The 15,646-nt window shown below is 65.4% G+C and carries 18 protein-coding genes; all 18 read right to left on the bottom strand.

Translation table 11 applies throughout. The features are described 5' to 3' along the window. Nucleotides 1-21: 21 nt before the first annotated feature. Nucleotides 22-1,365: a tRNA lysidine(34) synthetase TilS gene (tilS, locus tag OSH12_RS17930; protein ID WP_266344957.1), complete on the bottom strand. Its 1,344-nt coding sequence runs from the start codon at nt 1,363-1,365 to the stop codon at nt 22-24. Beyond that, nucleotides 1,352-2,305 carry a tol-pal system protein YbgF gene (gene ybgF / locus OSH12_RS17925; protein ID WP_266344956.1) on the bottom strand — a complete coding sequence of 318 codons (954 nt, stop codon included), beginning with the start codon at nt 2,303-2,305 and terminating at the stop codon, nt 1,352-1,354. The genes tilS and ybgF overlap by 14 nt, the downstream gene beginning before the upstream one ends. A gap of 154 nt (nt 2,306-2,459) precedes the next feature. Further along, nucleotides 2,460-2,975 carry a peptidoglycan-associated lipoprotein Pal gene (pal, locus tag OSH12_RS17920; protein WP_266344955.1) on the bottom strand — a complete coding sequence of 172 codons (516 nt, stop codon included), beginning with the start codon at nt 2,973-2,975 and terminating at the stop codon, nt 2,460-2,462. Between the two features lie 276 nt (nt 2,976-3,251). Then, nucleotides 3,252-4,631, bottom strand: a complete 1,380-nt coding sequence (tolB, locus tag OSH12_RS17915) for a Tol-Pal system beta propeller repeat protein TolB (protein ID WP_266344954.1) — start codon at nt 4,629-4,631, stop codon at nt 3,252-3,254. 82 nt (nt 4,632-4,713) lie between these two features. Next, nucleotides 4,714-5,700, bottom strand: coding sequence for a cell envelope biogenesis protein TolA (locus tag OSH12_RS17910; RefSeq protein ID WP_266344953.1), 987 nt, complete (start codon nt 5,698-5,700; stop codon nt 4,714-4,716). A gap of 3 nt (nt 5,701-5,703) precedes the next feature. Next, entirely contained in the window at nt 5,704-6,156 is a 453-nt protein-coding gene (tolR, locus tag OSH12_RS17905) for a protein TolR (protein WP_266344952.1), read from the bottom strand. Between the two features lie 3 nt (nt 6,157-6,159). Beyond that, nucleotides 6,160-6,855 (bottom strand): protein TolQ, encoded by a 696-nt coding sequence (gene tolQ / locus OSH12_RS17900; RefSeq protein WP_266345053.1) that lies wholly within the window; start codon nt 6,853-6,855, stop codon nt 6,160-6,162. Between the two features lie 245 nt (nt 6,856-7,100). Further along, nucleotides 7,101-7,568 (bottom strand): tol-pal system-associated acyl-CoA thioesterase, encoded by a 468-nt coding sequence (ybgC, locus tag OSH12_RS17895; protein ID WP_266344951.1) that lies wholly within the window; start codon nt 7,566-7,568, stop codon nt 7,101-7,103. 63 nt (nt 7,569-7,631) lie between these two features. After that, nucleotides 7,632-8,666 (bottom strand): Holliday junction branch migration DNA helicase RuvB, encoded by a 1,035-nt coding sequence (gene ruvB / locus OSH12_RS17890; RefSeq protein ID WP_266344950.1) that lies wholly within the window; start codon nt 8,664-8,666, stop codon nt 7,632-7,634. Then, nucleotides 8,663-9,133 (bottom strand): hypothetical protein, encoded by a 471-nt coding sequence (locus OSH12_RS17885; RefSeq protein ID WP_266344949.1) that lies wholly within the window; start codon nt 9,131-9,133, stop codon nt 8,663-8,665. Before OSH12_RS17885 ends, ruvB begins: the two co-directional genes overlap by 4 nt. Before the next feature lie 43 nt (nt 9,134-9,176). Beyond that, nucleotides 9,177-9,794: a Holliday junction branch migration protein RuvA gene (ruvA, locus tag OSH12_RS17880; RefSeq protein WP_266344948.1), complete on the bottom strand. Its 618-nt coding sequence runs from the start codon at nt 9,792-9,794 to the stop codon at nt 9,177-9,179. A gap of 72 nt (nt 9,795-9,866) precedes the next feature. After that, nucleotides 9,867-10,376 carry a crossover junction endodeoxyribonuclease RuvC gene (gene ruvC, locus OSH12_RS17875; RefSeq protein ID WP_266344947.1) on the bottom strand — a complete coding sequence of 170 codons (510 nt, stop codon included), beginning with the start codon at nt 10,374-10,376 and terminating at the stop codon, nt 9,867-9,869. A gap of 92 nt (nt 10,377-10,468) precedes the next feature. Then, nucleotides 10,469-11,071 (bottom strand): hypothetical protein, encoded by a 603-nt coding sequence (locus tag OSH12_RS17870; protein WP_266344946.1) that lies wholly within the window; start codon nt 11,069-11,071, stop codon nt 10,469-10,471. 124 nt (nt 11,072-11,195) lie between these two features. After that, nucleotides 11,196-11,945, bottom strand: a complete 750-nt coding sequence (locus tag OSH12_RS17865; RefSeq protein ID WP_266344945.1) for a YebC/PmpR family DNA-binding transcriptional regulator — start codon at nt 11,943-11,945, stop codon at nt 11,196-11,198. A gap of 86 nt (nt 11,946-12,031) precedes the next feature. Beyond that, on the bottom strand, nt 12,032-13,117 hold the full coding sequence (locus OSH12_RS17860) for a tetratricopeptide repeat protein (RefSeq protein WP_266344944.1): 1,086 nt from the start codon (nt 13,115-13,117) through the stop codon (nt 12,032-12,034). A 26-nt stretch (nt 13,118-13,143) separates the two neighbouring features. Next, complete coding sequence (locus OSH12_RS17855; RefSeq protein ID WP_266344943.1) at nt 13,144-13,812, bottom strand: thiamine phosphate synthase; 669 nt, start codon at nt 13,810-13,812, stop codon at nt 13,144-13,146. A gap of 90 nt (nt 13,813-13,902) precedes the next feature. Beyond that, nucleotides 13,903-14,697, bottom strand: a complete 795-nt coding sequence (locus OSH12_RS17850) for an inositol monophosphatase family protein (RefSeq protein WP_266344942.1) — start codon at nt 14,695-14,697, stop codon at nt 13,903-13,905. A gap of 113 nt (nt 14,698-14,810) precedes the next feature. Continuing rightward, complete coding sequence (locus OSH12_RS17845) at nt 14,811-15,632, bottom strand: TIGR00282 family metallophosphoesterase (RefSeq protein ID WP_266344941.1); 822 nt, start codon at nt 15,630-15,632, stop codon at nt 14,811-14,813. Nucleotides 15,633-15,646 lie beyond the last annotated feature (14 nt).

Here is a 15,646-nt window from a genome sequence, read left to right as displayed (position 1 = left end):
CAATGGTTTAGATCCGGCTCTTCAATCGGTCGATCGGGCCGGTTCCAGCATCCGCGCTGCAACCAGCGAGGATGCCTCGAAGCGGACGCCCGCCGCTGTTTCCGCAGCGACATCAAGGCCCGGAACCGCAAGGATTGCGCCATTTCTGCGTAGGGCGGGCAGCGCTTCGATGGCGCGCGGCATACCCTTCGGCACGCAGATGGCAAATTGTCGCCGTCCCTCCGGTCCAAGTGCGCCGATGGTAAACGAGCCGTCGCCCGCGAGCGTGGCGCGGACCGCAAAACGCCCGTCCCAAACGCCCGCAAAGCCCGATTGCATGGAAATTTCGGCCAATCCCGCCCGCCCCAGCTCGCGCTGGAAGCGGAAGCTGCCCTTCCGGAGATCGATCACCACACCGGCGAGGGTACGGACAAGCTTGTCCTCCCCCTGCCCCCCGCCAGGAGGTTGCGCGGCGCGGCGCATGGCCGCCTCCAGGGCTTCGAGGCTTTCCAGCCTCGGCACATAGGCGCCGCCACCAACGGCGCGCACGATCCGGGCAAGCGCCCGCAGGCGAACTTCCTCCGGCTCTCCACACAAGCCATCTGCCTTGAGGCGGACCGCGCCATAGGCGTCGACCTCCGCGGCTTCAGCAAACAATCGCCCGACATAGGTGTCGAGAGCCGCCGCAGCGCGGCCAAGGCGGCGCGCGGTAGCGGCGAGCGTCGCCGCGTCCAGCCCTTCGGCTGCCAGCACCGGCATCAACTGGCGAAAGCGAACGCGGTCAAAGCCGGGATCGGCATTGTGGGGATCTTCGACGGCGGTCAGGCCGGCGTCGCGGACAACCGCCACCAGCCGCTCATGCGGCACATCGAGCAGCGGACGAACCAGCCGGATGCCATCACGGTCGACATCGGAGCTCATCGCGGCGAGCCCGTAGACGCCGGACCCGCGCGCCAGCCGCATCAGGAATGTTTCAGCCTGATCGTCGCGATGATGGGCGGTCGCGAGGCGGGTGGCTCCCTCCATGCGCGCTGCATCCAGCAGGAGAGAATAGCGCGCGGCCCGGGCCGCCGCCTCGACACCGGCGGTCGGCGCGGGGCCTTCCCAGCGCAGTGACCGGAATGCGAGCCCGTAGCGGGCAGCGACCTCGCCAACGAAGCGCGCCTCGGCTGCCGATTCGGGACGAAGGCCGTGATCGACGGTCAGCACCAGCAGTTGCGGACCGGACGCACGGGCGGAGCGCCAGCGTTGGGCAAGGAGGAGTAGGGCAAGGGAATCGGCGCCGCCGGAGACGGCGAGTGCCAAATGGCCAACCTCGGCAAACGGCGCGAACCGCGCCTCGAGTGCCGTGTCAGAAATCCACGACGAGGTCTCAGCAGCTGGCACTGGCCTGTTCTTGCTTGATCCGCTGCATCAGCGAATTCGAGTTCTTCGGGTACTGCTTGAGGACTTCGGCATAGGTGGCGCAGGCGGCTTCGCGCTGATTCAGTCCGGCAAGCGACATGCCCAGCTTCAACAGCATGTCGGGCGCCTTGCCGCTCTTGGGGTACTGCTTGTAGCCGGCGAGGAACACATCGGCGGAACCGCGAAAATCCTGGCGGGCGAAAAGGCTCTCGCCGAGCCAATACTGCGCGTCGGCCGCCAGCGGATCGCGCGGATACTGCTGCAGAAACTGGCGGAGGGACGTCTCGGCGACGTCATAGTCGCCTTTGAGCACGAGCCCATAGGCAGCGTCATAGTCGCCGCGCGCGCTGCCGGTGGGCGGGGGAACGTCGCCGGCTGGCGCGCCGCCGCCCTGCGAAAGATCGATCGGCGCGTTCGGGTCGATCGACAGCTGGCCAAGCGCGCGGGGCGGAGCCCCCTGCCCGACTGGCACGCTGCCTTCCATCTCGCCATCGGTCGAACCGATCGCCTCGCTGATCGGATCGCCACCAGCGGCGGCTGGCGGCGGAGCCTCCGCGGCGCGAGAGGGAACGCGCGCCCGAAGCGGCGGCGCCTCGGAACGCTTGCCGGCATCGCCCGCGCCGCCCTGGGCACGCTGGAGCTGCTCCTGCAACTGGCGCACCTGGAAGGTCAGCTGTTCGATCTGGCCGGTCATGTCGCGCATCTGCTGCTCGATCCGGTCCATGCGCATGCCTGCCTGCCCCTCGTTCTGGGACGCCTGCGCCGAAGAAACCCCGCCATCGCCGACGCCGCCGGGCGGGACCTGCTCTTCGGGGCCGCGCTTCAGCCGATCGAACAAGCCGGCATCGGCCGGGCCCGTCGTGGCGAAGGTCAGTCCAGCTGCGAACAGCACCGCGGTCAGGATTGGAATTCTGTGTTTCATCAGCCCATCCGTTGGAGGATCGTCGCGGGTCGGACCCGCCGCATCGCGTCTCACTCTATCTGGGCGGGTCGAGTTCGGCCAAATTGCGGCGTCGCACAAACAGAAACGGCGGCCAGAGGCCGCCGTTTCCGTCAAACCGTATGGTGGACCGAGATCACGAGCCGGCGTTGTTCAGCACGGTGACGGCGCGACGGTTCTGCGACCAGCAGGAAATGTCATTGCAAACGGCGACAGGCCGTTCCTTGCCGTAGGAGATCGTGCGGATACGAGCGGGGTTGATGCCACGCGAAGCGAGATAATTCTTGGTGTTGGTGGCGCGACGTGCGCCCAGCGCGATGTTGTATTCACGCGTGCCGCGCTCGTCGGCATGGCCTTCGATCGTGACCTGGTAGCGCGGATACTGCTGCAGCCACTGAGCCTGCTTGTCGAGGGTCGCGCGGTTGGCGTTCGAAATTTCGGTCTGGTCGGTCGTGAAGAAGATGCGGTCGCCGACATTGACGACGAAATCCTGGGCGCTGCCCGGGCTCGCCGAACCAACGCCAGAACCGAATCCGCCAGCACCACCAGCACCGCCGGCACCGGGCTTATTGGCGCAGGCTGCCAACGCGAGCGCTGCACCGAGGAACACGACGAACTTGGCGCCGCGCAGAATGGGGTGAGTATTCGTCATGAAGATAACTCCTTGTCCACCATACTCGGACATGAGGCGGTCTTAGCAGCCCGTTGGTTAAGTGCGGGTTGAAAAACGTGGTTGAGAGGAGGTTAACGTCTCTGCCGTTTGAGCGAAGCGGTACCGGAAAAACCAAGGGCCGGCCTTGATTCCCACATGCCTAACGAGGGGCGGGAACATCGTTACCGAAATACGCACGGCGATGAAAAAAGCCGCCGGCGCGAGGCGCCAGCGGCTGGAAACTACCCACTCAGGGGCCGATGATCAAGCGCAGACTCAGTTGATCAGAGGCGACCAGGCCGGATCCGAACCGAAGGCCGGCGTCGGCACCTTGAACTCGTTGTAGCCGGTCAGGTCGACCGACCAGAGCTGCGGTCCGCCATTGGCGCCGGGCGTGTCGCGGAAGAACATCAGCACGCGACCGTTTGGCGACCAGGTCGGGCCTTCATTGTGGAAGCCCTCGGTCAGGATGCGCTCCCCCGAACCGTCCGGCTTCATCACGCCGATGGCGAATCCGCCGGACGACTGACGCGTGAAGGCGATCAGGTCGCCGCGCGGCGACCATACGGGGGTCGAATAGGAGCCCTGGCCGAAGGAGATACGCTGCGGGTTGGCGCCGTCCGCGCCCATCACGTAGAGCTGCTGGCTGCCGCCGCGATCCGAGGTGAAGACGATCCGCGAGCCATCCGGCGCATAGGACGGGCTGGTGTCGATCGAGGCGGAGTTGGTCAACCGCGTCGTCCGGCGCGAACGCAGGTCCATCGCATAGATGTTGGCGTTGCCCTGATCCTCGAAGCTCATGACGATGCGCTGGCCATCCGGCGAAAAGCGCGGGGCGAAGGTCATGCCGGGGAAATTGCCGACCAGTTCGCGCTGTCCGGTTTCGATGTTGAGCAGGTAGACCCTCGGCTGATCCGAGCCGTAGGACATGTAGACGACTTCCTGCGCGGCGGGGCTGAAGCGGGGCGTCAGCACGAGATCATTGCCACGGGTCAGATAGCGCGAGTTGAAGCCGTCCTGGTCCATGATGGCCAGGCGCTTGACGCGCTTGTCCTTCGGGCCGCTCTCGTCGACGTACACGACGCGGCTGTCGAAATAACCCTGCTCGCCGGTCAGCCGCTCATAGATCGCGTCGGCGATGATATGGGCGACGCGGCGCCAGTTTTCCGGCGTCGTGTAGAATTGCTGGCCCGCCATCTGCTGGCCGGCATAGATGTCCCAGAGGCGGAACTCGGCCCGAAGACGGCCGTCCGACTGGCGGGTGACGCCGCCGGTGACGAGCGCCTGCGCCTTGATCACCGTCCAGCTCTGGAAGTTCGGCGTCTGGTTGGCGTTGGTGATCTTCTCGATGAATGAAGCCTGGTCGAGCGGCAGGAACAGGCCCGAACGCTTCAGATCGGCTGCGATCACGCCGGAGACGTCCGCCGCCAGCTGCGCATCCGCCGGCGTGCCGCCGATGAAGGTGGGAATGGCGATCGGCAGCGGCTGGACATTGCCCTGCGTCACATCGAGCTCAATCAGAGCTTCGGCGCGCTGGGTGAACGGGACGGTCGCCACGACGAAGGCAGCGGCGAAAAGCAGGGCCGCTCCGAAGGACATTCGGGTGAAGCGACGCGGACCGGCCGCGGCGCCATTATCGAGGGCGTGAACCGTCATGGTGCTGTTCCTGTAATCCAAATCTTTTGTGCTGGTTCGGTTGTGACCGAAGATAACGGCAGAGCGGTGACGACGGCGATTATCATCCCTGCGGAGAGAATCGCATCTGGACCTCGCTCCAGAGTTCATACTTCTCGACCGGCAGCTGATAGGGGCCGCACTGGAGCACGGCGCCGACCGCGCGGTCGGCTGCGACCGTGCCGTACTGGCTGGCGGGATATTGCTGGATCGAAGGCACGCCGTTCACCGAACCGTCCTGGTTCAGCTTGAAGCGAATCGTCACCGTGACGTCCTTCGGGTCGGTCCAGCCGACGGGAATGTTCCAGCAGCGCTGGATCTGCGAGCGCAGCGCATCGATCTCGCTCTGCGTCATCACCGCGCTTGGATTGCGCTCTTCCTCCGCGCCGAAGGATTCCGGCTCCTGGCTCCGCGTCTCGCCGCCCGTCGGCTTGGTCTTGTCCAGCAACGCGGCGATCTTGTCCGGATCGAAATCGGACGGCGTCGTGCTCTGCGATGGCTGCGTAGCTGGCTTCTCGGGCTTCTTCGGTGCTTCGGCTGTTTCTACAGGCTTCGGCGGCTGCGGCTTTACACGCGGCTTGGGAGCGGGCTGGGGCGGTGTCGCCTCGGCTTCGGTGGGAACAGGCGCGGGCTCGGGAGTAGGCTCAGGCTTCACTTCGGCCGGTTCGGGCGTCGCGGGCTCCGGCGGCGTCGGCTCGGGCTTGGCAGGCGTCGGCTCAGGCGGCGTCGGCGCGGGAGGCGTCGGTTCCGATTTCGGCTGCGGGGGTGGTGGTGGCGGAGGCGGCGGCGTCGAGGGCTGTGCCGGCTTGGGCGGCGCAGGCGACGGCTTCGGCGTCTCCTTCTCCGAAGGCTTGTTCGGAGATGGCTTGTTCTTGACCTCGGCGGTCTTCTTGCCCTTCTGCAGGCTCGTCAGCTCGGAAATCGGCACGAGGTCGACAGGCATCGATTCGACCGAAGTGGTGTCGAACGGCTTGCTGTCAGGCAGCCCGAAAAGACCCCAGGCCAAAACCGAGAGGTGGGCAGCGACGGAAAAGGCGAGCCCGGCGCGCATGGATCAGCCGTCCGTCGCCTCAGTGACGAGCCCGATATTGCGATAGCCGGCACTGGAAATCGCGCCCATGACCTTCATGATCGCGCCGTAATTGCTGGTCTTGTCACCGCGCACGAAGATGCGCTCCTCATAGCCGTTGGCGGCGATCGCCTTCAGCTTGGGGACCATCTCGTCGAGGGTAATCTCGGTCTCCTGCAGGAAGATCTTGCCCGATGCGTCGACGCTGACGGAGATCGGATCCTTGTCGGCGGTCAGCGCCTTGGCCTGGCTCTGTGGCAGGTCGAGCGGCACGCCAGCGGTCAGCAGCGGCGCCGAGACCATGAAGATGATCAGCAGCACCAGGATGACGTCCACGAAGGGCGTGACGTTGATTTCGCTCATGACACCGGTCGAGCGCCGACGCCGGCGTCCGCCGCGTCCACCGCCTCCCGACCGTCCGCCGACCGACATGCCCATGGTTCAAGCCCTCTCGTCGATCTGGCGCGACAGGATGGCGGAGAATTCGTCAGCGAAGCCTTCGAGGCGCGACGAGATCTTGCCGGCCGAGCTTGCGAGCTTGTTGTAGGCGATAACGGCAGGAATGGCGGCGAACAGGCCGATCGCGGTCGCCATCAGGGCCTCGGCGATACCGGGCGCCACGACAGCAAGCGAGGTGTTCTTGGAGGCAGCAATAGCCTGGAACGACGACATGATGCCCCAGACCGTGCCGAACAGGCCGATGAACGGGCCGGCGGCGCCGACGGTCGCCAGGAACAGCAGGCGGCTTTCAAGCCGCTCGGCCTCGCGCGACAGCGTCACGTCGAGCACCTTGTCGATGCGCATCTGCAAGCCGATCGGCGAACGGGCGCCCGATTCGAACGAGCGCTTCCACTCGCGCATGGCCGCGATGAACAGAGCAGCCATCGACGTGGCCGGGCGGTTGGAGATCGAGCGATAGAGTTCTTCGAGCGACTGGCCGGACCAGAACACCTTCTCGAAGCGATCCATCTGGCGACGGACGCGGCCGAACAGCAGCGCCTTGTCGATGATGATCGCCCAGCTCCAGATCGAGGACACAATCAGTCCGAGCATCACCAGCTTGACGACGATATGCGCCTGCCAGAATAGGGACATAAGCGACAAACTTGCCGGCGCGTCGAGCGCTACCTGGCCCACGTCGACCGGATTCATTCGCTTTACAACCTCTCGGAGTTGATCTCTCGCATCTCGCAGCTAGCGAGGTCAGGACGCGCACCTGGCGCCGATCCCCGCCTTGGAACATGTCCTTGCAAGCATCAGGCCGAGTACAACAATCCGACTGGGTGTCTCGCCCTCAAATTTGTTCATTTGAGGGCGTTTCCGCCAGTTTGCCCATGCTGCCACGACGCTCTCTCTATAGCGTCGGTATGGTTAAGCAATGGTTATTTCGGTGCTGTAGCAAAGCGTTTGGCCAGGCTGTCGGGAATTCGCTGCGCCCTGCCGGCGGCGTTGACCAGCACGACGGTGACAACCGCCTCGATCAGCACTTCCGAGCCGCGGCGGATCGTCTGCGACAGCAAAATTCGCGCGCCACGGACCTCCTTCGGACGCGTCAGCACCTCGACGATGTCGTCGATTCGCGCCGGCCGCTTGAAGTCGATTTCCATGCGATGCACGGCAAAGGCGATCGACTCGCCGGTCTCGCCGGCGTGCAGTTCGCTATGATGCACGCCGAGCAGGCGGACATAGTCGCTCCGCCCCCTTTCAAGGAAGCGGACATAGGAGCCGTGGTAGACGACGCCGGAAAAGTCCGTGTCCTCGAAATAGATCCGCACCGGCAAGACGTGCCCATCCGGCGTATGCCGGCCGGCAAGGTCGGGATAGGTTTCGGGAACGTCGTTCGGACTCATTCGATGCTGTCTCCTGCCAACGCCGGCTCACGCACCGACGCGGGTCGATTTCCCGCGAACGGGCTAGTTGTCTAGGTCGAACAGTGGTTGCTCGACGATGGCGCTGTTCGGCACGGAAAGGCCGAGATGGCGGAACGCATGCGGCGTCAGCATGCGGCCGCGCGGCGTGCGCTGCACGAAGCCCTGCTGGATCAGATAGGGCTCGACGATTTCCTCGATCGCATCGCGCGGCTCCGACAGCGCGGCGGCGATCGTCTCGATACCGACAGGCCCTCCCCCGAACGAGACCGCAATCGTCGACATGTAGCGCCGGTCGAGCGAATCAAATCCCATGCTGTCGACTTCCAGCCGCAGCAGCGCGCCATCCGCAACCTCGCGGTTGATCGTGCCCGGTCCTTCGACAAGCGCAAAGTCGCGCACGCGGCGCAGCAGGCGGCCGGCGACGCGCGGCGTGCCGCGCGAGCGGCGGGCGATCTCGGTCGCGCCATCCGGCGTCATGCCGATGCCCATCATCTTCGCGCCGCGCGAAACGATGTGTTCCAGCTCCGGCACCGTATAAAACTGCAGCCGAACGGGAATGCCGAAGCGGTCGCGCAGCGGCGTCGTCAGCAAGCCGAGACGGGTGGTCGCAGCGACCAGCGTGAACTTCGCCAGATCAATCTTGACCGAACGCGCCGCCGGCCCCTCGCCGATGATCAGATCCAGTTGAAAGTCCTCCATCGCCGGATAGAGAATTTCCTCGACCGCCGGGCTCAGGCGGTGGATTTCGTCGATGAACAGGACGTCACGGTCTTCCAGATTGGTCAGAAGCGCGGCGAGATCGCCGGCCTTGGCGATGACCGGGCCGGAGGTCGCGCGGAAATTGACGCCGAGCTCGCGAGAAACAATCTGCGCTAGCGTCGTCTTGCCGAGACCGGGAGGGCCGACGAACAGGACGTGGTCGAGCGCTTCCTTGCGCGAACGCGCCGCCTCGATGAAGACCGAGAGATTGGCGCGGGCCTGCTGCTGGCCGACGAAATCAGCGAGCACCTGCGGCCGCAGCGTACGGTCGAAGTCTTCGCTCTGCGGTTCCGGTGCAATCAGACGGCTGTCGCTCATGGTTTCTCCTGCGACAACACGGGCCGCGCGAATGGTCGGCTCAGTCCGTAGCAGACGACGCCCGCGAGGACCACGCTGACAAACGCCCTGCCCCCGATCCCCAGTTGAGCGCCGAAAGGCGGCGGCGTGAAGACGAACAGGTTGCGGGCAAAAAAGATCGCCGTCGCCAGCCCCATCCCACCCAGCAAGATCAGCGTCAGTTGGGCGGACTCGAGACCACGCGAATCGCGCCAGGCGACCAGCGCGCCGAGCAGGCCGGCCGGCAGCGCGCAGACGATGAAGACGAGGCGTGGCACGAAGAAAATGTCCTCGACGATCCAGCTCCGCAGACGGGCGAATGTCAGCCCGTCATACTGACTGATCTGCTCAAGGGTCATGTCGAAAAACATGAAGAGGAGCGGGCCGAGCAGCATGAAGATCACGATGGTTGGCCAGCGCCGGAACAGCGCCGCGCGAATCCCCATCACGGCGAAACGACTTTCATCCAGGCAATCCGCGCGACGGCGTCGCTCATCGTGCCAGTTCCTTCAGTCCGAGCCGGATCAGCGTTTCGGTCGTCGCATCCTCGCCGGCCGTCCGCGCGGCGGCAGCCACCGCGGCGCTCGCCTGCAATTGCGCATAGCCGAGATTGGTCAGCGCCGAGACAGCGTCGGCGACCGGCTGCGGCGCGCGCTTGTCATGCAGTTCGTTCTGCAGGGCGATATAGGTGGGATCGGCTGTCGAGAAGGCCGGCGCCTTGTCGCGAAGTTCGGCGACGATACGGGCCGCGACCTTTGGACCAACGCCCGGAGCGCGCGAAACCTGCGCCTTGTCCTGCAAGGCGATGGCGTTGGCGAGATCAGCGGGCTTCAGGATACCGAGGATCGCCAGCGCCACCTTCGAGCCGACGCCCTGCACGGTCATCAGCAGGCGGAACCACTCCCGCTCGACATCCGCGCCGAAGCCGAACAGCTTGATCATGTCCTCGCGGACATAGGTCTCGATGGCGAGCTGCGCCGCTTCGCCGGGGGCCGGAAGCGCCTGCAGCGTCCGGCTGGAGCAATGCACCTGATAGCCAACCCCGCCGACGTCCAGGATCACCCAGTCGTCGCCGAAGGAGTCGACGATACCCTTGAGCTTGCCGATCATGCTTTCCCCAGCCTCCGAAAACGACCAACCGGAAAGGGACGGGCTTCCCGGGTCATGCGTCGAGACGAAATGTCAGCCCACCGCCCGCATGATACGGGCAAGCGAGACGCGGTGATGAACGTGACAGATGGCGATGCCGAGCGCATCGGCGGCGTCGTCGGTGTCGAACTCGGCCTTGGGCAACAGCACCTTCACCATCATGCGGATCTGGTCCTTGCCGGCATGGCCGGCGCCAACGATCGTCTTCTTGACCGAGTTGGGCGAATATTCCGCGACGGAGAGCCCCGCGAGCGCTGGCACCAGCAGCGCGATGCCGCGCGCGTGACCAAGCTTCAGCGTCGCGCCGGCGTCCTTGTTGACGAAGGTCTGCTCGACCGCCGCCTCATCGGGCACGTATTGGCGCACGACTTCCGTCAGGCCCCGGTGCAGCGTGACGAGCCGATGCGCCAGTTCGCCATCGAGCTGCGCCTTCACCGTTCCCGACGCCACGAAGGAAAGCGCATTGCCCCGGCTTTCGACAATGCCCCAGCCGGTACGTCGGAGTCCGGGATCGATGCCGATGATGCGAATCGTATGTGTCATGCCGAATCCGTAGCCGACACGCGCCCGATTGGGAAGAACATTCGGGGAACATCGAGCGGAAAGCCAGCCTCTCGCGCAGGTCTCCCGTCGCGTCAAAGCGGCTTCACGCCGTCCTTTTCAGCCTGCACGCCGCGGGCTGTCAGGCTGCCGTCCGCCCCCTTGATCACGAGGACGGAGACCGCCGCGCCCGGCTTCAGCAACGAACGATCGCCGGGGACGATGGCGACGATGCGCACGTCCGGACCGACTTCGATATCCTGCTCGCCGCCCTTGTAGGTAAGGCGCAGCGTCTGGCCCTTCGGATCGGCGATCACGGTGGTGACGGTTGCGTTGGTCATCGAGCGGCTGGCGCCGGACATCGGCCGATGGCCCTCGCCCGCGCCGCGCATGGCTTCGGCGAAGATGTGCACTTCCTGCGCATGCAGCTTGCCATCGGGGCCCTGCACGGCGGCGGAGCCGACATAATCGCCGGCCTTGATGTCGCTCAGCTTGCGGTTTTGCAGCGCCGTGACGCGGATCTCGGCCGGCACAATAATAGCCCGGGTCTGACCGCCACTGGTCTTCAGGGTCAGCACGTCGCCCACGAAGCTCTCGACCGTGCCGCCGACACGATCGGGCATGGCGTCCTGCTGGGCAAATGCGGTGCCGGAGGCGAAGACGAGGAAGAAAGCGGAAGCCAGAACTACCAGTCGCATGATGCACTCCAGGGCCGGACGCGGTTATCGCGGAACAGCAACTAGAGCGGGCGGCACGAGAGTCGAGCCGGCTTGCGACGAATGAGGCCGGCCCGGGCGTCCCGGGCCGGCGAAGGAAGCAAGCTCAGGCGGCGGTCAGCTTCTGCATGACTTCGTCGGAGACTTCGAAGTTCGTATAGACGTTCTGGACGTCGTCATCGTCGTCGAGCGCGTCGATCAGCTTCATGACGCCGACCGCCTTCTCCTCGTCGACCGGGATCAGGTTCTGCGGCTTCCAGATCGCCTTGACGGATTCAGGCTCGCCCAGCGTCTCCTCGAGCGCCTTGGCGACATCGCCGAGGGTCTCGAACGAGGTGAGGATCTCGTGGCCTTCTTCGCTGCTCTGCACGTCGTCGGCGCCGGCTTCGATCGCAGCGTCGAGCACCTTGTCGGCCGAGCCGACCTCGGCCTTGTAGAGGATCTGGCCGACGTGATCGAACATGAACGACACGGCGCCGGTTTCACCCAGCGCGCCGCCGGAGCGGGTGAAATAGGAGCGCACCGCGCTCGCCGTGCGGTTCTTGTTGTCGGTCAGCGCCTCGACGACGACGGCGATGCCGCCGGGACCGTAGCCCTCGTAGCGGATCTCGTCATAGTTCTCGCCGTCGGCGCCGGCCGCCTTCTTGATGGCGCGGTCGACAACGTCCTTGGGCATGTTTTCCGCGCGGGCGTTCTGGATGGCCAGGCGCAGGCGCGAATTCATCTTCGGGTCCGGCAGGCCGAGCTTGGCCGCAACGGTGATTTCACGCGCCAGCTTGGCGAAGGCCTTCGAGCGCTTGGCGTCGGCGGCACCCTTGCGGTGCATGATGTTCTTGAATTGGGAATGTCCGGCCATCTGGGGCGTCCTATTGAAGCAAATGGCGGCGCGGGCCGCGCGATCGCCACGCTTATAGGGGCAAGAAGGCTCGAAATAAAGTCGGCTCAGTGGCCGGCAGGCCAGCGTTCCGCTGCGATCTCGGCGGCCTTGCGCTCGTTTTCGGGCAACTTCTCGACGAATTCGTCGAGCCATTCGTCCTTGGCGCCGCGCTTCTCGGCGATCAGATGCCACTTGGCGGCAGCGACTGGATCGGGGTCCGCTCCCATGCCGCTGGCAAGAATCCGGGCATAACGATTTTGCCCGACCGCATTGCCGGCTTCTGCCGCGCGTTGAAACCAGCCGGCCGCCGCGATGATGTCTTTCTTGGTGCCGATGCCGTTGAACAGGCGGATGCCGTATTCGACTGCCGCGTCGGCATGGCCGGACTTGGCCGCCTTCGCCATCCACATGGTCGAGATACCGTCATCAAGCAGCACGCCCTCGCCTTCGGCATAGAGCTGCGCCAGCGCGAACTGCGCGTCGATATTGCCCTGACCGGCGGATTTGCTGAACAGCGAGGCCGCCTTCTCCGCGTCGCGTGGCCGCGCCGTGCCGTCGAGATAGAGCAAACCGAGATTGTAGAGCGCCTGGGGCTCGTTCCACTCGGCCGCCTGCTCGAACGCGTCGGCCGCCTTGGCGCGATCCTTCTTCAGTCCGCGTCCATCGAGATAGAGAAGACCCAGCGCCAGCTGCGCATTGGGATCGCCGCCAAGCGCGCCCTGCTGGTACCAGGCGGCAGCCGCCTTGTCGCTCTGCTTGACGCCGAGGCCTTCGGCATAGAGCCGGCCAACCAATGTTGCCGAAACGCCGTCGCCACGCTGGGCGCGGCTCATCGCGATCTGGAAGGCGGTGAGATACAGGCCACGCTGGAAGGCGCCGAAGGCAAGGTCGCCTTCGCCTTCGTCCGTGAGTGCGCGGCCCGATTTAAGCAGTTCATCGGCGCTCGGCAGCAATCCGGCGGCAGGCGGCGGAACGCCCAGCGTGCCGGACGAGCCAAGGACAGGCGCGACGCCGATCGATTTGTCGGCGCCTGCCTTGTCGGTAGACCCCGTCGTGGCAGGAGCGGGCTTCGCGGCGGGAGGCTTGGCCTGCTGCGCCTGCGCCGGCAGCGCGACGGCAACAAGAAGAGCCGCGAGAATCGCAGACTTCATTGTCGATATCGCTCTCTGCCCGGTCATCAGTCGACTTCAGCCTGGCGTGCGGCGATCAACTGGGTCGCCTCGGTGATTGCGGCAACGGGGCCTGCCGGATGGTCCCAGATCGCCGAGCGCAGCGCGACGAACTCGACGCGGGCATCGACGGCCGCTTCGACCGAGGCAATCGCCCGTCCGCCCATGACGACAGCCGGGATCTCGAACACCGCCGACCACCAGGAAGCCAGGTCGAACGCCTTGTCGAAGATTTCGTCGGTGGTGTCGCCGTCGAAACGGCCGAAGAAGATGTAGTCGCAGTCCGCCTCGGCCGCGAGCATCGCGTCGTGCCGTGTCGTGACGCCGCCTGCGCCGACGATATGGTCCGGCTTCAGCGTCTCCATGGCATCCTTGAGATCGGCAAGGCCGGTATCGACATGCAGGCCATCGGCGCCGGAGCGGCCGAACAGGCGCGTATCGTTCGGCACGATCACCGCGACGCCATTCGCCTGCGCCACCGGCACCAACGCTTCGGCGATGCGCTGCAATTCGGCGGCGCTCGACGTTTCCGACGCAACGAACAGCGTCGCGACGTCGCCGGCCTTCAGCACCTCGTCGAGAACCGGCGCAAAGGTCTCGGGATCGAGGCCGGCCGGCGTGACGAGGCAGAGGCGCGCGAACGGCTCTGGCGGAGGGGCTTTTTTCTTCTTGGCCATGATCGCTTTCAACAACGCTTAAGAAAACGCCACAGCCTTATGGCGAAAGCACGACGGCATTCAAGCCGTCGCGCGCGGCGGTAGGCGGGGTCAGCCGCGAGCGGTCGTCAGCGCCGTCAGCAGACGGCCCTGGATCTTCTCGTTACCGGCGCAGATGGTCTTGGTATCGATCATGTTCTCGCCGCCCCAGAGATCGGAGCTCTTGCCGCCCGCTTCACGGACGAACAGCGCACCGGCTGCGATGTCCCAGGGCTGCAGGCCTTCCTGCCAATAGGCGTCGATACGGCCGGCGGCGACCGAGGCGAGCTCGAACACGGGCGAACCGCTGGAGCGCAGGCCGGCCACTTCGATCATCACAGCCTGGAGCTTGCGGACGGCGCCCGGATGATCCGGGGTGCCGAGATGCGGCAGACCGGTCGCAACCACGCAATCGGCAAGCGCCGTGCGGCCGGCGACACGAAGGCGGCGGTCATTCATGAACACGCCGCCGCCACGCTCGGAGACGTAGAGGTCGTTGGTCACCGGATTGAACACGACAGCCGCGACGATCTGCCCTTCACGTTCCAGCGCCAGCGAAACGCCGAAAACCGGAATGCCGTGCAGGAAGTTGGTCGAGCCGGCGAGCGGGTCGACGATCCAGCGATGGCTTTCATCGCTGCCGGGAAGCAGGCCGCGATCCTTGGTCAGGAAGCTATAGCCGGGGCGCACCTTGGTGAGTTCGGCGATCAGCGCCTGGCCAGCCTTGCGGTCGGCGGCGACAACGAAATCGGCCGGGCCCTTCATGGAAACCTGCAGGTTCTCGATCTCGCCGAAGTCGCGCGCGAGCGGACGGCCTGCCTTGGTGACGGCGCTGACCATGACATTGAGAAGGGCCGAGCGGGCCATGGCGGAAACTCCTGCAGCATCGTCCGGCGGTGTCGAGGCGAACCGCACCCGGACGGAGCAAATCTGAATTGGGGGAAGCGTTTGCCTCTCCCATCACGGAATGACGACCGGCGTCAACCCCAGAAGGTCGGCAACCGCTCTTCAAGGACCCCGCCGATGGCAAGCGGCGAGACGAAGCGAGCCAGGCCCGTGGCGTCATCGACATCGACGGCGAGGCCGCACAGAGTCGCCGGGCCATGGGACGGCTGGAACCGCCCGGACGGAATCTTGGTCAGGAAACGGCGGACCGGTTCCTCCTTGTCCATCCCGAGCACGGAATCATAATCGCCGCACATGCCGGCATCCGACTGATAGGCGGTTCCGCCCGACAAAATCCGGCAATCCGAGGTCGGCACATGGGTGTGCGTGCCGACGACAAGCGTGACGCGGCCGTCGAGATGATGGCCGATGGCCTGCTTCTCGCTGGTCGCCTCGGCGTGGAAATCGATGACGATCGCATCGGCCTGCTCGCCGAGCGGACAGGCGGCAAGCTCGCGGTCGATGGCGGCGAAGGGATCGTCGAGCGCGTCCATGTAGATCCGGCCCATCGCATTGACGACGAGCACACGCGCGCCGTTGCGGGCGATGAACAGGTTCGCGCCGCGTCCGGGCGTGCCGAGCGGATAATTGACGGGACGGAGGAATTGCGGCTGGCGTTCGGCGAAGACGAGCGCCTCGCGCTGGTCGAAGGCGTGGTTGCCGGTTGTGATGACATCGGCGCCGGCATCGAGCACATCGCGCACGATCTCCTCGGTGATGCCGAAGCCTCCGGCCGCGTTCTCGCCATTGATGACGACGAAATCGAGCTTGTAGCGGTCGATCAGGCCCGGCAGCCGTTCGATAACGGCGTTACGGCCGGATCGGCCCACGATGTCGCCCAAAAACAGAAGTCGCACGCAAATTCCCTTCG

Source organism: Kaistia terrae (genome assembly GCF_026344005.1).
Taxonomy (GTDB): domain Bacteria; phylum Pseudomonadota; class Alphaproteobacteria; order Rhizobiales; family Kaistiaceae; genus Kaistia; species Kaistia terrae.
This window is presented reverse-complemented; position numbering and strand designations above follow the sequence as displayed.

Coding starts and splice junctions, on each gene's coding strand:
- tolB (WP_266344954.1), bottom strand. CDS start 4,631: ATGACGGTTCACGCCCTCGATAATGGCGCCGCGGCCGGTCCGCGTCGC.
- OSH12_RS17855 (WP_266344943.1), bottom strand. CDS start 13,812: ATGGCCAAGAAGAAAAAAGCCCCTCCGCCAGAGCCGTTCGCGCGCCTC.
- OSH12_RS17870 (WP_266344946.1), bottom strand. CDS start 11,071: ATGCGACTGGTAGTTCTGGCTTCCGCTTTCTTCCTCGTCTTCGCCTCC.
- pal (WP_266344955.1), bottom strand. CDS start 2,975: ATGACGAATACTCACCCCATTCTGCGCGGCGCCAAGTTCGTCGTGTTC.
- ruvA (WP_266344948.1), bottom strand. CDS start 9,794: ATGATCGGCAAGCTCAAGGGTATCGTCGACTCCTTCGGCGACGACTGG.
- ybgC (WP_266344951.1), bottom strand. CDS start 7,568: ATGAGTCCGAACGACGTTCCCGAAACCTATCCCGACCTTGCCGGCCGG.
- OSH12_RS17865 (WP_266344945.1), bottom strand. CDS start 11,945: ATGGCCGGACATTCCCAATTCAAGAACATCATGCACCGCAAGGGTGCC.
- tolR (WP_266344952.1), bottom strand. CDS start 6,156: ATGGGCATGTCGGTCGGCGGACGGTCGGGAGGCGGTGGACGCGGCGGA.
- ruvC (WP_266344947.1), bottom strand. CDS start 10,376: ATGACACATACGATTCGCATCATCGGCATCGATCCCGGACTCCGACGT.
- ruvB (WP_266344950.1), bottom strand. CDS start 8,666: ATGAGCGACAGCCGTCTGATTGCACCGGAACCGCAGAGCGAAGACTTC.
- OSH12_RS17860 (WP_266344944.1), bottom strand. CDS start 13,117: ATGAAGTCTGCGATTCTCGCGGCTCTTCTTGTTGCCGTCGCGCTGCCG.
- OSH12_RS17850 (WP_266344942.1), bottom strand. CDS start 14,697: ATGGCCCGCTCGGCCCTTCTCAATGTCATGGTCAGCGCCGTCACCAAG.
- ybgF (WP_266344956.1), bottom strand. CDS start 2,305: ATGAAACACAGAATTCCAATCCTGACCGCGGTGCTGTTCGCAGCTGGA.
- OSH12_RS17910 (WP_266344953.1), bottom strand. CDS start 5,700: ATGCGCGCCGGGCTCGCCTTTTCCGTCGCTGCCCACCTCTCGGTTTTG.